The 20945-nt window shown below is 58.1% G+C and carries 18 protein-coding genes; 12 read left to right on the top strand and 6 right to left on the bottom strand.

What is annotated here, in order from left to right; all coding sequences use genetic code 11:
- Window positions 1-54: 54 nt before the first annotated feature.
- Entirely contained in the window at window positions 55-747 is a 693-nt protein-coding gene (locus G7090_RS18960; RefSeq protein ID WP_166183849.1) for an aspartate/glutamate racemase, read from the top strand.
- On the opposite strand, the gene G7090_RS18955 is transcribed toward G7090_RS18960, so the two are convergent.
- Window positions 734-1672 (bottom strand): LysR family transcriptional regulator, encoded by a 939-nt coding sequence (locus G7090_RS18955; RefSeq protein ID WP_166183847.1) that lies wholly within the window; start codon window positions 1670-1672, stop codon window positions 734-736. The two genes, G7090_RS18960 and G7090_RS18955, sit on opposite strands and share 14 nt — an antisense overlap.
- Before the next feature lie 121 nt (window positions 1673-1793).
- Between G7090_RS18955 and lysA the strand changes: the two genes are divergently transcribed.
- Window positions 1794-3056, top strand: coding sequence for a diaminopimelate decarboxylase (gene lysA / locus G7090_RS18950; protein ID WP_166183844.1), 1263 nt, complete (start codon window positions 1794-1796; stop codon window positions 3054-3056).
- Here lysA and G7090_RS18945 read toward each other — a convergent pair.
- Complete coding sequence (locus G7090_RS18945; RefSeq protein WP_166183842.1) at window positions 3026-4063, bottom strand: LacI family DNA-binding transcriptional regulator; 1038 nt, start codon at window positions 4061-4063, stop codon at window positions 3026-3028. The genes lysA and G7090_RS18945 overlap by 31 nt on opposite strands.
- A gap of 291 nt (window positions 4064-4354) precedes the next feature.
- Here G7090_RS18945 and G7090_RS18940 point away from each other — a divergent pair, with 291 nt between their 5' ends.
- From G7090_RS18940 to G7090_RS18925, 4 genes are all read left to right on the top strand, one after another.
- Window positions 4355-5692, top strand: coding sequence for a PTS sugar transporter subunit IIC (locus G7090_RS18940; protein ID WP_166183840.1), 1338 nt, complete (start codon window positions 4355-4357; stop codon window positions 5690-5692).
- Window positions 5689-7116 (top strand): glycoside hydrolase family 1 protein, encoded by a 1428-nt coding sequence (locus G7090_RS18935; RefSeq protein ID WP_166183837.1) that lies wholly within the window; start codon window positions 5689-5691, stop codon window positions 7114-7116. Before G7090_RS18940 ends, G7090_RS18935 begins: the two co-directional genes overlap by 4 nt.
- 72 nt (window positions 7117-7188) lie before the next feature.
- A complete protein-coding gene (locus tag G7090_RS18930; protein WP_166183835.1) occupies window positions 7189-7962 on the top strand; it encodes a GntR family transcriptional regulator in 774 nt (257 codons plus the stop codon).
- Window positions 7959-8435: a GNAT family N-acetyltransferase gene (locus G7090_RS18925; RefSeq protein WP_166183833.1), complete on the top strand. Its 477-nt coding sequence runs from the start codon at window positions 7959-7961 to the stop codon at window positions 8433-8435. The genes G7090_RS18930 and G7090_RS18925 overlap by 4 nt, the downstream gene beginning before the upstream one ends.
- On the opposite strand, the gene galR is transcribed toward G7090_RS18925, so the two are convergent.
- Window positions 8396-9412 carry an HTH-type transcriptional regulator GalR gene (gene galR, locus G7090_RS18920; RefSeq protein ID WP_166183831.1) on the bottom strand — a complete coding sequence of 339 codons (1017 nt, stop codon included), beginning with the start codon at window positions 9410-9412 and terminating at the stop codon, window positions 8396-8398. The genes G7090_RS18925 and galR overlap by 40 nt on opposite strands.
- 423 nt (window positions 9413-9835) lie before the next feature.
- On the opposite strand from galR, the gene aas reads away from it, so the two are divergent.
- Both aas and lplT read left to right on the top strand, forming a co-directional pair.
- Window positions 9836-11995, top strand: coding sequence for a bifunctional acyl-ACP--phospholipid O-acyltransferase/long-chain-fatty-acid--ACP ligase (gene aas, locus G7090_RS18915; RefSeq protein ID WP_106994420.1), 2160 nt, complete (start codon window positions 9836-9838; stop codon window positions 11993-11995).
- Window positions 11988-13181: a lysophospholipid transporter LplT gene (gene lplT, locus G7090_RS18910; RefSeq protein WP_166183828.1), complete on the top strand. Its 1194-nt coding sequence runs from the start codon at window positions 11988-11990 to the stop codon at window positions 13179-13181. The genes aas and lplT overlap by 8 nt, the downstream gene beginning before the upstream one ends.
- A gap of 105 nt (window positions 13182-13286) precedes the next feature.
- Here the strand turns inward: lplT and G7090_RS18905 are convergent, their stop codons facing one another.
- From G7090_RS18905 to mutH, 3 genes are all read right to left on the bottom strand, one after another.
- Window positions 13287-14327 (bottom strand): NADP(H)-dependent aldo-keto reductase, encoded by a 1041-nt coding sequence (locus tag G7090_RS18905; protein WP_166183826.1) that lies wholly within the window; start codon window positions 14325-14327, stop codon window positions 13287-13289.
- A gap of 116 nt (window positions 14328-14443) precedes the next feature.
- Window positions 14444-14662, bottom strand: coding sequence for a lipoprotein YgdR (gene ygdR, locus G7090_RS18900; protein ID WP_032613767.1), 219 nt, complete (start codon window positions 14660-14662; stop codon window positions 14444-14446).
- A gap of 130 nt (window positions 14663-14792) precedes the next feature.
- On the bottom strand, window positions 14793-15485 hold the full coding sequence (gene mutH / locus G7090_RS18895) for a DNA mismatch repair endonuclease MutH (RefSeq protein WP_166183824.1): 693 nt from the start codon (window positions 15483-15485) through the stop codon (window positions 14793-14795).
- A gap of 684 nt (window positions 15486-16169) precedes the next feature.
- Here mutH and rppH point away from each other — a divergent pair.
- The 4 genes from rppH (at window position 16170) to thyA (ending at window position 20827) form a co-directional block, all read left to right on the top strand.
- Complete coding sequence (gene rppH / locus G7090_RS18890) at window positions 16170-16700, top strand: RNA pyrophosphohydrolase (protein WP_032613763.1); 531 nt, start codon at window positions 16170-16172, stop codon at window positions 16698-16700.
- 12 nt (window positions 16701-16712) lie between these two features.
- Window positions 16713-18959, top strand: a complete 2247-nt coding sequence (gene ptsP, locus G7090_RS18885; RefSeq protein ID WP_166183821.1) for a phosphoenolpyruvate--protein phosphotransferase — start codon at window positions 16713-16715, stop codon at window positions 18957-18959.
- 194 nt (window positions 18960-19153) lie between these two features.
- Window positions 19154-20026 carry a prolipoprotein diacylglyceryl transferase gene (gene lgt / locus G7090_RS18880; protein WP_166183819.1) on the top strand — a complete coding sequence of 291 codons (873 nt, stop codon included), beginning with the start codon at window positions 19154-19156 and terminating at the stop codon, window positions 20024-20026.
- Window positions 20027-20032: 6 nt separating this feature from the next.
- Window positions 20033-20827 (top strand): thymidylate synthase, encoded by a 795-nt coding sequence (thyA, locus tag G7090_RS18875; protein ID WP_142486965.1) that lies wholly within the window; start codon window positions 20033-20035, stop codon window positions 20825-20827.
- Window positions 20828-20945 lie beyond the last annotated feature (118 nt).

Here is a 20945-nt window from a genome sequence, read left to right as displayed (position 1 = left end):
CTGGAAACTCGATCACAAGTTTGCTTCACTGGAAGAAACTCAAAGGAGAGCACGATGAAAACGATAGGCCTGTTGGGAGGAATGAGCTGGGAATCCACTATTCCGTATTACCGTCTGATCAACGAAGGGGTGAAGCAGCGCCTGGGCGGGTTGCACTCGGCAAGCCTGCTGCTGCACAGCGTCGATTTTCATGAGATCGAAGCCTGCCAGTCCAGCGGCGACTGGGACAAAGCCGGAGAGATCCTCGCCGATGCGGCGCTGGGGTTGCAGGGGGCAGGGGCGGAGGCCATTCTGCTCTGCACCAACACCATGCACAAAGTCGCCACGCAGATCGAAGCGCGCTGTTCTCTGCCGTTCCTGCATATCGCCGATGCCACCGGGCGGGCGATTACCGCGGCGGGCATGAACCGCGTGGCCCTGCTCGGCACCCGCTACACCATGGAACAGGATTTCTATCGTGGACGGCTGACGGCGCAGTACGGCATCGAGAGCCTGATCCCGGATGAGGCGGAGCGGGCCCGCATCAATCAGATTATCTTCGAGGAGCTGTGCCTCGGCACCTTCAGCGACGCCGCGCGCCACTACTACCTGAGCGTGATCCAGACGCTCGCCGATCGAGGGGCTCAGGGGGTGATCTTCGGCTGCACCGAGATTGGCCTGTTGATCCCGGCGGAGGAGAGCCCGATCCCGGTGTTTGATACCGCGGCGATCCACGCCGCCGATGCGGTAGAGTTTATGCTTTCGTAACCGGCGAGGATAAAAGCCGCTCCAGTGGCTCAACGATGGTACTCAGCCCCTGTTGCAGATGGGCGCTAAAGGTATCCACCAGCGCCGAGGCCGGGCGGTGCAGCGGCTTAATCAGGCTCACCGTAAAGGGCACCGAAACAGTGAAGCGGCGGATCGCAATGCCGCTGTCGGCATAATCCAGCGCCGTCAGCGGATTCACCACCGAAATCCCCACGCCCGCCCGCACCATGGCGCAGATCGACGCGGCGCTGTGGGTCTCCACCACCATCCGTCGTTTCACCTGATGCTCGGCAAACAGGGTATCCAGCAACTGCCGGTAACTGTCGGTGCGCGACAGGCTGATGTAGTTCTCACCCTGAAAATCTGCCGGGGTCAGCACCGCTTTTTCAGCAAGCCGATGTCCGGCGGGCAGGACGCACACCTCATCTAATGAGAGCAGTTCATGACGTGCGGTGCCCGCCGGAGTGGCGAGGGTTTCGGTCAGGCCGAGATCGTGGCGCTGGGCCGAAAGCCACTCCTCCAGCAGGGGCGATTCCTGCGGGACGATGGTCAGGTTCACGTCCGGGTAGCGGGCGAGAAACGGCTGCAGCAGGGCGGGTAAAAAAGATTGAGAGAAGACCGGCAGGCAGACGATGGACAGCTCGCCCTGGCGAAACTCGCGCAGGCTGTCGGCGGCGCTGACGATGCGGTCCAGCCCGTACCAGGATCGCTGCACCTCCTCGAACAGCCGCAGCCCTTGTACCGTGGGGTGCAGCCGCCCGCGGGTGCGCTCAAACAGCGTCAGGCCGATGACCTTTTCAAAGCGTGCCAGCTCGCGGCTCACCGTCGGCTGGGAGGTGTGCAGCAGGCGGGCCGCTTCGGTCAGGTTTCCGGCGGTCATCACCGCGTGGAAGATTTCAATATGGCGCAGGTTTACAGCGGGCATGGGAGGCGACCTGGTTGAACGTAATCCATATCATTTTTGCATAGACTGGCGATAAAACGATATTTTTTATTCTCTTCGCGCTGTGGCGTAATCATTAAAAATTGCCTTCCCGGAGAACACCATGCCACGCCCGCTGAACAACACTGATACCGACCTGAACGCTGACAATTTACTGCGCCTGCCTGCGGAGTTTGGCTGCCCGGTCTGGGTTTATGACGCGCAGATTATCCGCGACAAAATTGCGGCGCTGCATCAGTTCGACGTGGTGCGCTTTGCTCAGAAAGCCTGCTCCAACATCCATATTCTGCGCCTGATGCGCGAGCAGGGCGTCAAGGTTGACTCCGTGTCGCTGGGCGAAATCGAACGCGCGCTGGCGGCGGGGTACGATCCAAAGGCTGACCGCGACTCCATCGTCTTTACCGCCGACCTGATCGACACCGCCACCCTGGCCCGGGTGCATGAGCTGCAGATCCCGGTTAACGCCGGTTCGGTGGATATGCTGGAGCAATTAGGGCAGGTGTCGCCGGGCCATCGCGTCTGGCTGCGGGTCAACCCGGGCTTTGGTCACGGCCACAGCCAGAAGACCAACACCGGCGGCGAAAACAGTAAACACGGTATCTGGTACAGCGATCTGCCTGCGGCGCTGGAAGTATTGCAGCGCTATAACCTGAAGCTGGTGGGCATTCACATGCACATTGGCTCCGGCGTGGACTACGGTCACCTGGAGCAGGTGTGCGGCGCGATGGTGCGCCAGGTGATCGAATTTGGCCAGGATCTGGAGGCGATCTCCGCAGGCGGTGGCTTATCGATTCCGTATCGCGAAGGGGAAGAGGCGATCGACACCGATCACTACTACGGCCTGTGGAACGGCGCGCGGGAGAAAATTGCCGCCCACCTGGGTCATCCGGTGAAGCTGGAGATCGAGCCGGGGCGTTTCCTGGTGGCGGAATCCGGCGTGCTGGTGGCGCAGGTGCGCAGCGTGAAGGCGATGGGCAGCCGTCACTTCGTGCTGATCGACGCGGGCTTTAACGATCTGATGCGTCCGTCGATGTACGGCAGCTATCACCACATTACCGCCCTCGCGGCTGACGGCCGGGATTTAACCCAGGCGTCAGTGGTGGAGACGGTGGTGGCCGGGCCGCTGTGTGAATCCGGGGATGTCTTCACCCAGCAGGAGGGCGGGAAAGTTGAAACCCGCGCGCTGCCGCAGGTGGTGCCGGGAGATTATCTGGTGCTGCACGATACCGGTGCCTACGGCGCGTCGATGTCCTCGAACTACAACAGCCGTCCGCTGCTGCCGGAAGTGCTGTTTGATAAGGGCGCGGCGCGTTTAATTCGCCGTCGCCAGACCATTCAGGAACTGCTCGCCCTCGAACTGTTCTGATCGAACCAGGGTCCCGTCGCTACCGAATCGCGTAATACCAGCGTGCCGGTAAACGGCGGGATCGCTTCGATCGGCTCGCTTTTCGCCAGCCGGATCGCCTGATCGATGGCGGTGGTGATCATGTTGTCGATCGGCAGATAGACGGTAGAAAGTGCAGGTTCCAGCCATTTCGCGCAGGGCGCGTCATCAAAGCCGAACAGCGACACATCCTGCGGAATATGCAGCCCGGCCTGGTGCAGCGCCTTCGACGCCCCCAAAGCCATATCGTCATTACAGGCAAACAGGGCGCTGAACACCACCTTGTCGTTCAGTAACTCCTGGCACAGCTCATACCCGCGGGTCATCCCCGAATCACCGTACTTCACCCGGCTCTCATCCCAGGGAATACCGTGCTTTTCCAGCGCCTTGCGATAGCCGGTCAGCCGCGCCTTGCCGGTGGGGGTGTGGATCGGCACCGTCATACAGGCGATCTCCCGGTGCCCCTGGCTTATCAGGTACTCCACGGCGCTGAAGGCCGCTGCCTGCTGCTCAAAGAATACGCAGCGCTCCCGGGCCTGGCTGACGTCGCGGTTGATCGCGATAAGCGGCATCGGCACGCTGTTGATCAGCTTCATGATCGCTTTTTCGCTCATATAGCGGGTGTAAAGCACGATGGCATCACACTGGCGATCGGCCAGCATCTGCACCGCTTCTTCCTCCCGCTCCGGAGTATCGTGACCGTCGGTGACAATCAGCTGTTTCCCGTGCGTTTCGGTCTGACGGGAGGCCTGCTGCAGCAGGCGACCAAAGTAAAAACCGTCGAAGGTCGAGACCACCAGACCAATGCTGTTGCTGGTCCGGTTCGCCAGCGATCGCGCCAGAAAATTGGGGCGATAGCCCAGCTCTTCCATCGCGTTAAACACCTGCTGACGGGTACTCTCTTTCACCTGACCTGTGCCGTTCAGTACGCGCGACACCGTGGCTTTCGACACGCCCGCGCGCAGTGAGACATCCAGCATTGTTGCCATTTGCTCTTCCTGCTTCCACGTTATGCACGCAAGTTTATCACAGACGTTCAGGGGCATAAGCCGGGCGGGAGAGGCAAAACCCCCATCAGGATCACGCTTTCTGGTAACGGGTGACGGGTCAGGTAAAAGTGGTATACCAAAGTGGTTATTAATCACACTCCGGGATACCTCTTGCCGCGTTGGGAGCTTAATCACAGAACAAATCTTCACCAGAAGCTATTTTTGGTATGCCAATAGAAGCCGGCTGTACACCTTATCCCAATAAAGGCCCTTTTACTGAGGTATTACCCCATGGCATTACAGGAAAAACTGATCAACTCTCTGGGCAGTTTCGCCACTAAGTTCAACAGTTATCGCTATATCATGGCGATAAAGTCCGCCTTCATCACCTTAATGCCGGTCATCATCGTAGGCGCATTTTCGGTGCTGATCTCCAACATGGTGCTGGATCCAAAAAACGGCTTAGCCAGCTTTGAGTCGCTCTCGTTCCTCGCCACGCTGAAACCGATCACCAGCGCCCTGAACTACGCCACCCTGAACTTCCTCAATATCGGGGCCGTCTTCTTAATTGGCATCGAGCTGGGGCGCATCAACGGCATTAAGTCCCTGTTTCCGGGGCTGCTGGCGGTGATCTGCTTTATCTGCGTCACCCCGACCACCGTGGAGATGATGATCGACGGCGAAATGCACATCGTGAAAGACGTGCTCCTGCGCCAGTTCTCTGATACCCGCAGCCTGTTCCTCGGCATGTTTATCGCCATCCTGTCGGTAGAGATCTACTGCTGGCTGGAGGGCCGTCCGGGGCTGAAAATCAGGATGCCTGACACCGTGCCGCCGAACGTGTCGGCCTCGTTCTCGGCGCTGATCCCGGCGATCATTACCACCACCGTTATCGCCACCTTCGGCTTTGTGTTCCATCAGGTCACCGGCATGTACCTCTACGATGCGGTCTACCAGGTGGTGCAGCAGCCGCTGGAGCGGGTGGTGCAAAGCCTGCCGGGGATCCTGCTGCTGATGTTCGTCGCCCAGCTGTTCTGGGTGATTGGGATCCACGGTAACCAGATGATCAAACCGATCCGCGAGCCGCTGTTGCTGGGAGCGATTACCGTCAACATGAGCGCCTTTGAGCAGGGGAAAGAGATCCCCAACATCATCACCATGCCGTTCTGGGATGTGTACATGAGCATCGGCGGCTCGGGCCTGACCATCGGCCTGCTGATCGCGGTGATGATTGGCACCAAACGCAAAGAGATGAAGGAGATCGCCAAGCTCTCTATCGGGCCGGGGATCTTTAACATCAACGAGCCGGTGATCTTCGGTATGCCAATCATGCTCAACCCGATCCTGGCCATCCCGTTCATCATCACCCCGCTGGTGACCGGCTCCATCGGCTACTTCGCCACCGTCGCCGGTTTTGCCGGCAAAGCCGTGGTGATGGTGCCCTGGACCACGCCGCCGCTGATCAACGCCTGGCTCTCCACTGCCGGTTCGATGGGGGCGGTGGTCACGCAGGGTGTTTGCATTATCACGGCGGTGCTGATCTACCTGCCGTTTGTGAAGATCGCTTCACGCCGTGCCGAGCAGGCCGCGATTCAGGCTGCCAACAAGGAGGCGACGAATAACGCATGAGCATTAAACAGATGACTATCCCCGGGGACTTTATCCTCGGGGCCGCGGCCTCCGCCTGGCAGACCGAGGGCTGGAGCGGGAAGAAAGCGGGCCAGGATTCGTGGATCGATCTCTGGTACAAAAACGATCGTCAGGTGTGGCATAACGGCTACGGCCCGGCGGTGGCAACCGATTTTATCAACCGTTTCCGCGAAGACGTGGCGCTGATGAAGCAGGCCGGGCTGACCCACTACCGCACCTCCATCAACTGGTCGCGTTTTCTCACTGACTATGAAAACGCCACCGTCGATGAGGAGTACGCTGCGTATTACGACGCCCTCTTTGCCGAGATGCACCGCCAGGGCATTGAGCCGATGATCTGCCTGGAGCACTACGAGCTGCCGGGCACCTTGCTGGAAACTTACGGGGGCTGGGCCTCGAAGCACGTGGTGGAGCTGTTTGTCCGCTATGCCGAACAGGTCTTCGCCCGCTATCACCACCTGGTGAAGCGCTGGTTTAGCTTCAACGAGCCGATTGTGGTCCAGACCCGGGTCTATCTTGACGCGCTGCGCTGGCCTTACGAACAGAACACCGGCACCTGGATGCAGTGGAATCACCATAAGGTGCTGGCGACGGCGAAAGTGGTGAAGCTGTTCCGCGAGAAGGGTTATAGCGGCAGCGTGGGCTGCATTCTCAATCCGGAAGTGACGTATCCGCGCTCACGTGCGGCCCATGATGTGAAGGCTGCCGAAATCTACGATCTGTTCTACAACCGGGTATTCCTCGATCCGCTGGTGCACGGGCGCTATCCGCAGGCGCTGTTCACCCTGCTGGAAAAACATCAGGTGTCGTGGGAGTACAGCCCCGAGGAGCTGGCGCTGATTGCCGACAACACCGTCGACGAGTTGGGGATTAACCTCTATTACCCGCACCGGGTGAAGGCCCCGTCCCGGGCCTGGCACCCCGAGACGCCGTTCCATCCCGCGTACTACTATGAGCCGTTTGAGCTGCCGGGGCGGCGGATGAACCCCTCCCGCGGCTGGGAGATCGCCCCGCGCATCATTTACGACATGGCGATGCGGATCAAAAACGACTACCGCAACATCGACTGGTTCGTGGCCGAAAGCGGGATGGGGGTTGAGAACGAAGGCCAGTACCGTAACCGTGACGGCATTATCGAGGACAACTACCGCATCAACTTTATCAGCGAGCATCTCTATTACACCCTGCTGGCGCGGGAGGAGGGGGCGAACTGCCACGGGTACATGCTGTGGGCCTTCACCGATAACGTCTCGCCGATGAACGCCTTCAAGAACCGCTACGGTCTGATTGAGATCGACCTGGCGGATAACCGCGCCCGACGCGCTAAAAAGTCGGCCAGCTGGTTCCGGCAACTGCGCGATTCGCGCGTCCTGACCCTGACCCTCGATGACGAATGGAAGTAGGCGCAGATCGCGGCGCTTCTGGTAACATAGGGCGCAAACTGGCCCGCATTAACTCAGAGTACAGGTGATAACGTGGATAAGGCTGTCGTCCCGGCGGAAAAGAAGCAGTACCAGGAGATTGGCGAGGATTTACGCGCCCAGATCATCCAGGGGCACTATCCCGTGGGCTCGCGTCTGCCGCCGGAGCGCAATATCGCGGAGACCTACGGCGTCAGCCGCACCATCGTGCGGGAAGCACTGTTGATGCTGGAGCTGCAGGGCACCGTGGATATCCGTCAGGGTTCCGGCGTCTACGTGATGCGCATCCCCGAAGAGCATGAGAACGAGGAAGAGCGTCTGTTAACAAGCGACGTTGGCCCGTTTGAAATTCTACAGGCGCGCCAGCTGCTCGAAAGCAACATCGCCGCCTTTGCGGCCAAAATGGCCACCCGCGCCGATATCGACAACCTGCGTCGCATCATCGAGCAGGAGCAGCGGGCGATTGCCGCCAATGACAACAGCCAGGACAACAGCAAGATGTTCCATCTGGTGCTGGCAGGCGCCACGCAAAACCAGATGCTGCTGGCGACCGTCGAAAGCGTCTGGCACCACATGGACAGTAGCCCGCTGTGGCAGCAGTTCAACGTCCATATTGCCAGCCGGGCGTACCGTCTGAAGTGGCTGGGCGACCGGCAAACCATCCTCGCCGCGCTGCGTCGCCGCGATGTGATGGGGGCCTGGCAGGCCATGTTCCAGCATCTGGAAAATGTCAAAAAGAGCCTGCTGGAGCTCTCCGATGAAGACGCCCCGGACTTTGACGGCTACCTGTTTGAGTCGGTGCCTGTTTTTCAGGGGAAGCTGGTGTGAAGATCCAACCGCTGTACGCCGCCCCGCAACATGCGGAGCAGGTGATCGACTGGCTGTGGCAGGCCTTTGGCGACGGGCTGGCGCGAGACTTTTTCGCCAGCGTAGTGACCTACAGTCAAACCCCGGACGCGCTGCCGCTGACCTTTATTGCCACCGAGGGCGAGCGGTTACTCGGCACGGTGGGGTTATGGCGCTGCGACCTGATCACCCGCCAGGATCTTTACCCCTGGCTGGCGGCGCTGTACGTGGACGAAGCGGCGCGCGGGCAGGGGCTGGCAGGAAAATTACAGCAGTACGTGCAGAGGTATGCCGCAGAGAGCGGGCATCGTGAACTGCATCTCTGGTCCGCCTGCCGCGATTTCTATGAACGCTACGGCTGGCACTACATCGGTGACGGTCTGGAGTACCCGGACAAAACCGTGCACCTCTACCGCTATTCGCTGGCCGACTCTGCCGGTGGCGTGACCGAGTGACGGCGCACCAGCGTCGGGCTGAACAGGTGGGTGATCTCCGGCGGCTGGCGTTTATCCGCCAGTGACAGCGCCAGCTCCGCCGCCTGAGTCGCCATGGTGACGATCGGGTAGCGCACCGTGGTCAGCCGCGGGCGGACATAGCGGGAGATCAGAATGTCATCGAAGCCGATCAGCGAGATATCTCCCGGCACGTCAATCCCGTTATCGTTCAACACCCCCATCGCCCCGGCGGCCATCGAATCGTTATAACAGGCAATCGCCGTAAAGTTACGTCCTCGTCCCAGCAGTTCCGTCATCGCCTGCTCCCCGCCGCTCTCATCAGGTTCACCGTAGGTGACCAGACGATCGTTGCAGGGCAGGTCGTTCTCGCGCAGCGCATCATAGTAGCCCTGCAGCCGATCTTCGGCATCGGAGATGGGGTGGTTCGAGCAGAGGTAGCCGATGCGGGTATGCCCCTGTTGGATCAGGTGGCGGGTGGCAAGCCAGGCGCCGTAGCGATCGTCCAGCGCCACGCAGCGTTGTTCATAGCCGGGGATAATGCGGTTCACAATTACCATCCCGGGGATCTGCTTCATCAGATGCACTAACTCCTCATCTGACAGCTTTTTGGCATGCACCACCAGCGCGGCGCAGCGATGGCGGATCAACTGCTCAATCGCCTGACGCTCTTTCTGTTCGTTATGGTAGCCATTGCCAATCAGCAGAAAGTTGCCGGTGTGGTAGGCGACCTGCTCAACGGCTTTCACCATCGCGCCGAAAAAGGGATCCGACACATCACCCACCACCAGCCCGACGGTGTCGGTGGACTGCTGAGCCAGTGCCCGGGCGTTGGCGTTCGGGTGATAATTCAGGGATTCCATGGCAGTCATCACCGCCTGGCGGGACGTTTCGCTGGCCTTGGGTGAATTGTTGATGACGCGTGAAACCGTGGCAACAGAAACACCCGCCAGTCGGGCCACATCCTTAATTGTCGCCATTCTCTACCTTCTCTTTGGGGTAAGCGTTTACACACTAAATAGTGTTGCGGAAAAGTGAGGCGTATTCAAGCGCAGGGCGGTGAGGCAATTCACAAAGGTGACAGACGGCAGAGGAAATTGTGTAATCGTTACACAGCGAAGCGTGACAGAAGCGGGAGAATTTGAATCTTTGCTTACACTTTGCCTCAGGCTGTTGCGATTGTCTGCTGGCGGGGGTTTGGTCGCCATTGCTACATTTGAGATCCCAGAGGTATTGATTGGTGAGAATTCTTAGTACGTACTGCGTACTCATCTCTTGCACCAGCCTGCGCAGATGCGCAGGTTTTTTTTTGTCTTTATCCGGCTGTCGCTCCTGCTGCACTTCTCGTGTAATCTGCCACAATTTACCGTAACCCGGCTAATTGAAAGGCAAAGGGAGTTGAAATGCTATTTGGGTTCTTCCGCACGCTGTTCCGTCTTCTTTTTCGCGTCCGTCTGACGGGCGATACGCAGGCATTGCACGCCGATCGCGTTCTTATTACCCCCAACCACGTCTCCTTTATTGATGGCATCCTGCTGGCGCTGTTTTTACCCGTGCGTCCGGTGTTTGCGGTCTATACCTCCGTCAGCAAGCAGTGGTACATGCGCTGGCTGACGAAGTTGATTGATTTTGTTCCCCTCGACCCGACCAAGCCGATGATGATTAAACATCTGGTGCGTCTGATTGAGCAGGGGCGTCCGGTGGTGATCTTCCCGGAAGGTCGGATCTCCATCACCGGCTCGCTGATGAAAATCTATGACGGTGCGGGCTTTGTGGCGGCGAAATCCGGTGCCACGGTGGTGCCGGTGCGCATTGAAGGCGCGGAGCTGACCTTTTTCAGCCGCCTGAAAGGGCTGGTGAAACAGCGCCTGTTCCCGCGCATCACCCTGCATCTGCTGCCGCCCACCTCCTTGCCGATGCCCGACGTACCGCGTGCCCGCGATCGACGTAAAATCGCCGGGGAGATGCTGCATCAGGTGATGATGGAAGCGCGGATGGCAGTCCGCCCGCGCGAAACCCTGTACGAGTCGCTGCTGACGGCCATGTACCGTTATGGCGCGAAGAAAAACTGCATCGACGACATCAACTTTGCCCCTGACAGCTATCACAAGCTGCTGACCAAGACCTTGTTTGTTGGCCGTATCCTCGAAAAATACAGCAAGCAGGGGGAAAAGATCGGTCTGATGCTGCCGAATGCCGGGATCAGCGCTGCGGTGATCTTTGGCGCCGTCTCCCGCGGGCGTATTCCGGCGATGCTGAACTACACCGCAGGGGTGAAAGGGCTCAGCAGCGCCTTCACCGCCGCGCAGATCAACACCGTTTTCACCTCACGCACCTTTCTTGATAAAGGCAAACTCTGGCATCTGCCGGAGCAGCTTACCCAGGTGCGCTGGGTCTTCCTCGAAGATCTGAAAGCCGAAGTCACTGCCGGCGATAAGCTGTGGATTTTTGCCCACCTGCTGATGCCGCACCTGGCCCAGGTCAAACAGCAGCCGGAAGATGCTGCGGTGATCCTCTTTACCTCCGGCTCGGAGGGGAACCCGAAAGGGGTGGTTCACAGCCATAAGAGCCTGCTGGCCAACGTCGAGCAGATCAAAACCATCGCTGACTTCACCGCGAAAGACCGCTTTATGTCGGCCCTGCCGCTGTTCCACTCCTTTGGCCTGACGGTAGGGCTGTTTACGCCGCTGTTGACCGGGGCCGAGGTGTTCCTCTACCCGAGCCCGCTGCACTATCGCATCGTGCCGGAGCTGACCTATGACCGTAACTGCACGGTGATCTTCGGCACCTCGACCTTCCTCGGCAACTATGCCCGCTTTGCCAATCCGTACGATTTCCACCGCGTGCGTTACGTGGTGGCCGGGGCGGAGAAACTGCAGGAGAGCACCCGCCAGCTGTGGCAGGACAAGTTTGGTCTGCGCATTCTGGAAGGCTACGGCGTGACCGAGTGCGCGCCGGTAGTTTCCATTAACGTGCCGATGGCGGCCAAACCCGGCACCGTCGGACGCATTTTACCGGGGATGGACGCACGGCTGCTTGCCGTGCCGGGTATCGAAGAGGGCGGACGTCTGCAGCTGAAGGGCCCGAACGTGATGAACGGCTATCTGCGGGTAGAAAACCCGGGCGTGCTGGAAGCGCCGACGGCAGAAAACGTTAACGGTGAGGTGGAGACCGGCTGGTACGACACCGGCGACATCGTGCGCTTTGACGAGCAGGGCTACGTTCAGATCCAGGGGCGCGCAAAACGCTTTGCCAAAATCGCCGGGGAAATGGTGTCGCTGGAGATGGTTGAACAGCTGGCGCTGGCCGTATCGGCGGACAAAATGCACGCTACCGCAGTGAAAACCGATGCCAGTAAAGGCGAGGCGCTGGTGCTCTTTACTACCGACAGCGAACTGAAGCGCGAGCAGCTGCTGCAGAAGGCGCGCGAGCATGGCATTCCGGAGCTGGCGGTGCCGCGCGATATTCGCTATCTGAAACAACTCCCGGTGCTGGGCAGCGGCAAACCGGATTTCGTTACTCTCAAAGGCATGGTTGACCAGGCGGAGCCGCATAATGAGTGAGTCAGTACCCACTAACACTTCCATCTGGTCAAAAGGAATGATGGCGGTCACTGCCGCCCAGTTCCTCTCTGCCTTTGGTGATAACGCGCTGCTGTTTGCCACCCTGGCGCTGCTCAAATCCCAGTTTTATCCGGACTGGAGCCAGCCGATCCTGCAGATGGTGTTTGTGGGCGCTTACATCATTTTCGCCCCCTTTGTCGGTCAGGTGGCGGACAGCTTCGCCAAAGGGCGGGTAATGATGTTCGCCAACAGCCTGAAACTGCTGGGGGCCGCCAGCATCTGCTTTGGTGTGAATCCGTTTATCGGCTATACGCTGGTGGGGATCGGGGCGGCAGCCTACTCACCGGCCAAATATGGCATCCTCGGTGAACTTACCACCGGCGATAAGCTGGTCAAAGCCAACGGCCTGATGGAGGCGTCGACGATTGCGGCGATCCTGCTGGGCTCGATGGCAGGCGGGGTGCTGGCGGACTGGCATGTGCTGGCGGCACTGGGTGTCTGCGCGGTGATGTATGGCGGGGCGGTAATCGCTAACCTGTTTATCCCGAAACTGCCGGCGGCGCGTCCGGGACAGTCCTGGCGTTTTACGCCGATGACCGCCAGCTTCTTCAACGCCTGCCGGGTACTGTGGCGTAACGGCGAAACCCGCTTCTCGCTGCTGGGCACCAGCATGTTCTGGGGCGCGGGGGTGACGCTGCGCTTCCTGCTGGTACTGTGGGTGCCAACGGCGCTGGGCATTACCGATAACGCCACGCCGACCTATCTCAATGCGATGGTGGCAGTGGGCATTGTGCTGGGTGCGGGGGCCGCAGCGAAGCTGGTGACGCTGCAAACCGTCGCACGCTGCATGCCCGCCGGGATCCTGATCGGCGTTGTGGTGCTGATCTTCGCGCTGCAGCATGCGCTGTTACCGGCCTATGCGCTGCTGTTCCTGATGGGGATCTGCGGTGGCTTCTTCGTGGTGCCGCTGAATGCGCTCCTGCAGGAGCGCGGGAAACATACCGTGGGGGCAGGTAACGCCATCGCGGTGCAAAACCTCGGCGAAAACGCCGCCATGCTGCTGATGCTGGGTCTATACTCGCTGGCGGTGAAGGTGGGTGTGCCGGTGGTAGGCATTGGCGTTGGGTTTGGGGGCCTGTTTGCGCTGGCGATTTCGGGACTGTGGATCTGGCAGCGTCGGCGGTGACAGGGCCGATGGGTTGTGCGGCCTGATGCCCTCACCCCGGCCCTCTCCCACAGGGAGAGGGAGCAAACACAAAAAACGGCAACCAGGGTTGCCGTTTTGCGTTTATCAGGGTGCCGGATAGGTATACACCTGATGCACCGCTTCAATCTCCGCTAACACCTCTTCGCTCAGCTCCAGATGGAAGCTTTCGACGTTCGTTTTCAGCTGCTCCATAGTGGTCGCGCCCAGCAGGGTGCTGGCAACAAACGGCTGACGGCGTACAAACGCCAGCGCCATCTGCGCCGGATCGAGCCCGTGACGTCTGGCGATATCCACATAGGCTGCCACCGCTTTCTGCGTCTGCTCGCCGCTGTAACGGGTAAAGCGGCTGAACAGCGTATTACGTGCCCCCGCCGGTTTTGCACCGTTAAGATATTTACCGGTCAGCGTGCCAAAGGCCAGGCAGGAGTAGGCCAGTAGCTCGACGCCTTCATACTGGCTCACTTCCGCCAGACCCACTTCGTAGCTGCGGTTCACCAGGCTATACGGGTTCTGAATGGTAACGATGCGCGGTAGATCGTGCTTATCCGCCAGGTGCAGATAGCGCATTACGCCGAAGGCCGTTTCGTTAGAGACACCGATATAACGGATTTTCCCCGCACGCTGGCACTCGGTTAAGGCTTCCAGGGTTTCCAGCAGCGTAACGACCGGCGCACTGTCGCTCCAGCTATAGCCGAGCTTGCCAAAACAGTTGGTCGGACGCTGAGGCCAGTGAACCTGATAGAGGTCGAGGTAATCGGTCTGCAGACGCGTCAGGCTGGCGTCCAGCGCGGCGCGAATGTTCTTACGATCGAGGTTTTGATTCGGGCGAATCCCGCTGTCGTTATTGCGCGACGGGCCGCTGACCTTGGAGGCAACAACCAGCTTTTCGCGATTACCGCGTTTCGCCAGCCAGTTGCCGACGTAGGTTTCGGTTAAGCCCTGTGTTTCCGGGCGTGGCGGAACCGGATACATTTCTGCGACATCAATCAGGTTAATGCCCTGGCTGACGGCGTAATCGAGTTGTGCATGGGCATCGGCTTCGCTATTTTGTTCACCAAATGTCATCGTGCCCAACCCCAGTTGGCTTATCTCAAGTGCGCTATGGGGGATACGGTGATAATGCATAGCCGGCTTCCTTAGTTGACATGTTTTATGCGTCAGGAAACTCCCGACAAAGGAATATAAACATGACAGAGGGGAAGCGAAAAATCAAAAGGTCAGCAAGCTGCTGACCTTTAATACTATCTTTCAATAATCTGTGAAACGTCGTCGCGGTTAATCTGCATATTATTACCCTGCTGATCCCGGTAGCTAACCAGACCGGTATCATCGTCGACTTCGGGTTTGCCGTCGGTCAGGATCATGCGGCCATCTTTCGTCGCCATGACGTAATCGCTGCTACAACCTGAAACGGCAAACGCTAAACCAACAGCCGAGATTATTACTGCCCATTTTTTCATTCTTTATTACCTCCACCTGGCTCGTATTACATCTTATTGTAGTAATAACTCGGGCAAGGTTTTTTACAAAGCGGTGAAATCTGAAAAAACAGGCAAATCTGTGATAAAAGACATAATTCTGGCTAAAAAGTCAGGTATTCAGCAGAAAATGACGTGCTAACAGGGCTCCCGTGAAGTTCTTTTTCAAATAAAAGCCGCGGGGAAGCGTCAGGATAGGTTCGCCGCCCGCGCCTATGGCTTCGGTCAGCGCTTTACTGTTTGCCGCTTTGGGCCGCAGCTGGAGTACTTCCCCGTGGCGGGCGGTGATACGCTCCACCTGACCCAGCACGATCATGTCCATCAACTCTTCCCAGTCCAGCCGCAGCTGACGATCTTCATCCTCATTCGGGCTCCAGATCAAAGGCGCACCGACGCGCCTCTGCGCCAGCGGGATCGCTCGATCGCCTTCTACCGGGATCCACAGCACGCGCTTTAACTTATGCCGCACGTGGCTGCTCTCCCAGGTGATCCCGGTATTGCCGGTTAACGGCGCCACGCAGACAAAAGTGGTCTCCAGCGGGCGGCCCAGGCTGTCGATGGGGATCGTCTTCAGCTCCACCCCCAGGGCAGCAAAATCCTGTTCAGGTTTGCTGCCCGCGCTGGCTCCCAGCCACAGCTCCAGCAGAACGCCCGTCCACCCTTTATCACGCTTAAGATCGGGTGGAATTGGCAGACCCGCCAGGGCAGCGAGTTCTCCCAGTGAGTATCCCGCCAGGCGTTGCGCTTGTTGCAGTAATGCCGCTTCCGTTGCGGGGGGAGACGTCAGAGGGGCGAGGGAAAGCATGAGTATTGCCTTTTGGTTAAAAAATGAACAGCAGTTTTCCACTGCACAGAATGAGTTTATCTTTTTCTTTTTGCTGATGCCAGGTGGATGATTTATCAGTGTTTTTATCGGCTGTAATCCGGTCAGGTTGAGGGGGGCATCCGGGTTGTTCAAATCTGGTCACTGACAATAAACAGGATCTTACCCCCTGTTATCCACAGAAAAATGGGATAACTGGGTATAACATCCACTACTGTTTCCATTTACAGCCTTGACGTGGGATGAAAATCGAAAAATCAGACAAAATGTGCCTAACTTATTGGCACAATCTGTGGATAAAACCGACGTTGTTCGATCTTTCATCAGCACCAGGATCTTTAAGGTGACCTGCATCACAATAAGCGCTGTAACTCACACAATTCACAATTTAACTGTATGAATTATAGTGGTTTGTAAAAAACGCTATTCTCTGCAATATTCAGAGTGATCTGGGTTGTCCATCGGTAATTCCACACTTCTTCACAACTCTATCCACAGAAAAAGTGAATAAAATTGCCCTTCTGACCGCTCATCTGTTTATAACTCAGCTGATAATTGTGAGTTATTCAAATGTTATTAGGCTCCAGGCCAGAAAGAGAGTGGTTTACCGCCTCACTGGAGTGTGAAACAATCATTTATATATAAGGTTTAGTTTGGGGTAGTCCGGTGATTGATGACGATGGCTACCGCCCGAATGTAGGTATCGTAATTTGTAATCGTCAGGGTCAGGTTATGTGGGCCCGGCGATATGGTCAGCACTCCTGGCAATTTCCCCAAGGCGGGATCAATCCAGGAGAGTCCGCAGAGCAAGCGATGTATCGGGAGCTGTTCGAAGAAGTTGGCTTAAGCCGCAAGGATGTTCGCATTCTGGCTTCGACCCGCAACTGGTTGCGTTACAAGTTACCGAAGCGTTTGGTGCGTTGGGACACAAAGCCGGTATGTATCGGCCAGAAACAGAAATGGTTTCTTCTGCAATTGGTGAGCAGCGATGCGGATATCAATATGCAAACCAGCAGCACGCCCGAATTTGATGGCTGGCGCTGGGTCAGCTACTGGTATCCCGTTCGTCAGGTCGTGTCATTTAAGCGCGACGTTTACCGTAGGGTGATGAAAGAGTTCGCAAGTGCTGTGATGATGCTTCAGGAGGCCCCTCCTAAGCCGCAGAGCGCACCTGCCTGGCGACGTAAAAGAGGTTAAGCTACGCACATTATGCTCACCCGCCTGCGTGAAATAGTCGAGAAGGTGGCCAGTGCCCCGCGGCTCAACGAGGCGCTGGATATTCTGGTCACGGATATCTGCCTTGCGATGGAAACCGAGGTCTGTTCGGTCTATCTGGCCGATCACGACCGCAGGTGTTACTACCTTATGGCCACGCGCGGATTGAAAAAACCGCGTGGTCGTACCGTCGCGCTGGCATTTGATGAAGGCGTTGTCGGTCTGGTCGGGCGTCTGGCGGAACCCATCAACCTTGCCGATGCGCAGAAACACCCCAGCTTTAAATATATTCCTTCCGTAAAAGAGGAGCGCTTCCGCGCCTTCCTCGGCGTGCCAATTATCCAGCGCCGTCAGCTGCTTGGCGTGCTGGTGGTCCAGCAGCGTGAGCTGCGACAGTACGACGAAAGCGAAGAGTCATTCCTCGTTACGCTGGCCACGCAAATGGCGGCCATTCTCTCCCAGTCTCAGCTGGCGGCGCTGTTTGGTCAGTACCGGCAGACGCGCATTCGTGCCTTACCGGCTTCACCGGGCGTCGCAATAGCAGAAGGCTGGATGGACGCCACGCTGCCGTTAATGGAGCAGGTTTACGAAGCTTCGACGCTGGACACCGCCCTTGAGCGCGAACGTCTCACCGGTGCGCTGGAAGAGGCCGCCAATGAGTTTCGCCGCTACAGCAAGCGTTTTGCCGCCGGGGCGCAGAAAGAGACGGCAGCGATCTTCGATCTTTACTCCCACCTGTTGTCCGATGCCCGGCTGCGCCGGGAGCTGTTTGACGAGGTCGACAGCGGCTCGGTGGCGGAGTGGGCGGTTAAAAAGGTCGTCGAAAAATTTGCCGAGCAGTTCGCCGCCTTAACCGACGGCTATCTGAAAGAGCGTGCCGGGGATCTGCGTACCTTAGGCCAGCGTCTGCTGTTCCATCTCGATGATACCATTCAGGGGGCCAATACCTGGCCGCCGCGCTTTGTGCTGGTGGCGGATGAACTCTCCGCCACCACGCTTGCAGAGCTGCCGCAGGACCGGCTGGCCGGGATCGTAGTGCGCGATGGCGCCGCCAACTCCCATGCCGCCATTATGGTGCGCGCGCTGGGGATCCCGACCGTGATGGGCGCGGATATTCAGCCTTCGGCGCTGCACCGGCGTACGCTGGTAGTCGATGGCTATCGCGGCGAGCTGTTGGTCGATCCTGAACCGGTGCTGTTGCAGGAATATCAAAAGCTTATCAGCGAAGAGAACGAGCTGAGCCGCCTTGCTGAGGATGACGTTAATCAGCCTGCGGCGCTGAAAAGCGGTGAGCGGATCAAAGTGATGCTCAATGCCGGGTTGAGTCCGGAACACGAAGAGAAGCTGGGCAGCCGTATTGATGGCATCGGTCTCTACCGCACCGAAATCCCGTTCATGCTGCAAAGTGGCTTCCCCTCTGAAGAGGAGCAGGTCGCGCAGTATCAGGGCATGTTGCAGATGTTCAACGACAAACCGGTGACCTTACGTACCCTTGACGTTGGCGCCGATAAGCAACTGCCGTACATGCCGATCAGCGAAGAGAACCCCTGCCTGGGCTGGCGCGGGATCCGCATTACCCTCGATCAGCCGGAGATATTCCTGATCCAGGTGCGCGCCATGCTGCGCGCCAATGCCGCCACCGGTAACCTCAGCATTTTGCTGCCGATGGTCACCAGCATTGACGAGATCGATGAAGCCCGCCGTCTGATCGAACGCGCCGGACGCGAAGTCGAAGAGATGATCGGCTACGAGATTCCGAAACCGCGGATTGGGGTGATGCTCGAAGTTCCCTCGATGGTCTTTATGCTGCCGCAGCTGGCGACGCGGGTTGATTTCATCTCGGTGGGCACCAACGATCTGACCCAGTACATGCTGGCGGTGGATCGCAACAACACCCGGGTGGCGAGCATTTACGATAGCCTGCACCCGGCGATGCTGCGTGCGCTGGCGATGATTGCCCGCGAGGCGCAAGAACATGGCCTCGACCTGCGTTTATGCGGTGAGATGGCGGGTGACTCGATGTGTGTGGCGATCCTGATTGGCCTCGGCTTCCGTCACTTATCCATGAACGGACGCTCCGTCGCCCGCGTGAAGTATCTCCTGCGCCATATTGACTTTGAGGATGCGCAGCTGCTGGCGAAACGCAGTCTTGAAGCCCAGCTGGCAACGGAAGTGCGTCATCAGGTGGCGGCCTTTATGGAGCGCCGCGGCATGGGTGGCCTGATCCGCGGCGGGCGTTAAGCACCGGGTATCCCTTCACCTCGTGAGGAGGGATACAAACTGCGCGAAGTCTCTATACACATCTTTTACATCTCGGGCGCAACCTCCACGCTCGCTTGTGCTATGATTCGCAACTTTGGAGCGCAGGGTACACCTCTGCGCGCATCTCTGCCGCTGTCCACTTTCAGCGGAATAACAACATCTTGTGGTGACAGATGAACAGTGGCTATCTGCATTTTCCGGAGTTTGATCCGGTCATTTTCTCAGTAGGACCCGTTGCGCTTCACTGGTACGGTCTGATGTATCTGGTCGGTTTCGTCTTTGCCATGTGGCTGGCTGGCCGTCGTGCCAAACGCCCTGGCAGCGGCTGGACCAAAGACGAAGTGGAAAACCTGCTGTATGCCGGTTTCCTCGGCGTTTTCCTCGGTGGACGTATCGGCTATGTGCTGTTCTATAACTTCCCGGTCTTCCTGGCCGATCCGCTCTACCTGTTCCGCGTCTGGGATGGCGGTATGTCCTTCCACGGTGGCCTGATCGGCGTCATCCTGGTAATGGTCATCTTCGCTAAACGCACCAAACGCAGCTTCTTCCAGGTGGCTGATTTTATTGCCCCACTGATCCCGTTTGGTCTGGGCGCTGGTCGTCTCGGTAACTTTATCAACGGCGAACTGTGGGGCCGCGTCGATCCGAGCGTGTCATTCACCATGCTGTTCCCGCAGTCGCGTGCCGAAGATATCGCGCTGCTGCCGTCGCACCCGGAGTGGCAGTCCATTTTCGACACCTACGGCGTTCTGCCGCGCCACATGTCCCAGCTTTATGAAATGGTGCTGGAAGGTGTGGTGCTGTTTATCATTCTGAACCTGTTCATCCGCAAGCCGCGCCCGACGGGCTCCGTATCGGGCCTGTTCCTGATCGGTTATGGTGCGTTCCGCATCATCGTTGAGTTCTTCCGCCAGCCGGATGCGCAGTTTACCGGTGAGTGGGTGCAGTACATCAGCATGGGGCAGATCCTCTCTGTGCCAATGATTGTGGCAGGCATCTTGATGATGGTCTGGGCGTATCGTCGTCCACAGCAACAGGTCTCCTGAGGAATCATGAAACAGTATCTTGAACTGATGCAAAAAGTGCTCGATGAGGGCACGCCTAAAAACGATCGCACCGGCACCGGTACGATCTCCATTTTTGGCCACCAGATGCGCTTCAACCTGCAGGAAGGCTTTCCGCTGGTCACGACCAAGCGCTGCCATTTACGCTCGATCATTCATGAACTGCTCTGGTTCCTGCAGGGCGACACCAACATCGCTTATCTGCGCGAGAATAACGTCTCCATCTGGGACGAATGGGCGGATGAAAACGGCGATCTGGGCCCAGTTTATGGTAAGCAGTGGCGCGCCTGGCCTACGCCGGACGGCCGCCATATTGACCAGATCACCACCGTGGTGAACCAGCTGAAAAACGATCCAGACTCGCGGCGTATCATCGTCTCAGCCTGGAACGTGGGCGAACTGGATAAAATGGCGCTGGCCCCGTGCCATGCGTTCTTCCAGTTCTATGTGGCTGATGGCAAGCTCTCCTGTCAGCTCTATCAGCGCTCCTGCGATGTCTTCCTCGGCCTGCCGTTTAACATCGCCAGCTATGCGCTGCTGGTGCATATGATGGCCCAGCAGTGTGACCTAGAAGTGGGTGATTTTGTCTGGACCGGCGGGGATACCCACCTGTACAGCAATCATATGGAACAGACCCACCTGCAGCTGACCCGCGAGCCGCGTGCGCTGCCGAAGCTGGTGATCAAACGTAAACCGGACTCCATTTTCGACTATCGCTTCGAAGATTTCGAAATTGAAGGTTACGACCCGCATCCGGGAATCAAAGCCCCTGTGGCCATCTGATGCTGCAATCCTGACATAACCGGCGCCCTCTGCGCCGGTTTTTTTATGCCTGCGTGATGGTTTTGCGAGCCTTCGTCAGTGGATATTGCAACGCGCTGCAATTCCTCCAAAAGTGCTG

Source organism: Leclercia sp. 29361, from assembly GCF_011290365.1.
GTDB classification, from domain to species: domain Bacteria; phylum Pseudomonadota; class Gammaproteobacteria; order Enterobacterales; family Enterobacteriaceae; genus Enterobacter; species Enterobacter tamurae.
The sequence above is the reverse complement of the archived record's forward strand: the minus strand, read 5'-3'. Positions and strand labels throughout refer to the sequence as shown.

Bases quoted from the DNA above. Each gene is read 5' to 3' on its own strand.
- G7090_RS18960 (WP_166183849.1), top strand. From the start codon at position 55: ATGAAAACGATAGGCCTGTTGGGAGGAATGAGCTGGGAATCCACTATT.
- G7090_RS18955 (WP_166183847.1), bottom strand. From the start codon at position 1,672: ATGCCCGCTGTAAACCTGCGCCATATTGAAATCTTCCACGCGGTGATG.
- lysA (WP_166183844.1), top strand. From the start codon at position 1,794: ATGCCACGCCCGCTGAACAACACTGATACCGACCTGAACGCTGACAAT.
- G7090_RS18945 (WP_166183842.1), bottom strand. From the start codon at position 4,063: ATGGCAACAATGCTGGATGTCTCACTGCGCGCGGGCGTGTCGAAAGCC.
- G7090_RS18940 (WP_166183840.1), top strand. From the start codon at position 4,355: ATGGCATTACAGGAAAAACTGATCAACTCTCTGGGCAGTTTCGCCACT.
- G7090_RS18935 (WP_166183837.1), top strand. From the start codon at position 5,689: ATGAGCATTAAACAGATGACTATCCCCGGGGACTTTATCCTCGGGGCC.
- galR (WP_166183831.1), bottom strand. From the start codon at position 9,412: ATGGCGACAATTAAGGATGTGGCCCGACTGGCGGGTGTTTCTGTTGCC.
- aas (WP_106994420.1), top strand. From the start codon at position 9,836: ATGCTATTTGGGTTCTTCCGCACGCTGTTCCGTCTTCTTTTTCGCGTC.
- lplT (WP_166183828.1), top strand. From the start codon at position 11,988: ATGAGTGAGTCAGTACCCACTAACACTTCCATCTGGTCAAAAGGAATG.
- G7090_RS18905 (WP_166183826.1), bottom strand. From the start codon at position 14,327: ATGCATTATCACCGTATCCCCCATAGCGCACTTGAGATAAGCCAACTG.
- ygdR (WP_032613767.1), bottom strand. From the start codon at position 14,662: ATGAAAAAATGGGCAGTAATAATCTCGGCTGTTGGTTTAGCGTTTGCC.
- mutH (WP_166183824.1), bottom strand. From the start codon at position 15,485: ATGCTTTCCCTCGCCCCTCTGACGTCTCCCCCCGCAACGGAAGCGGCA.
- ptsP (WP_166183821.1), top strand. From the start codon at position 16,713: ATGCTCACCCGCCTGCGTGAAATAGTCGAGAAGGTGGCCAGTGCCCCG.
- lgt (WP_166183819.1), top strand. From the start codon at position 19,154: ATGAACAGTGGCTATCTGCATTTTCCGGAGTTTGATCCGGTCATTTTC.
- thyA (WP_142486965.1), top strand. From the start codon at position 20,033: ATGAAACAGTATCTTGAACTGATGCAAAAAGTGCTCGATGAGGGCACG.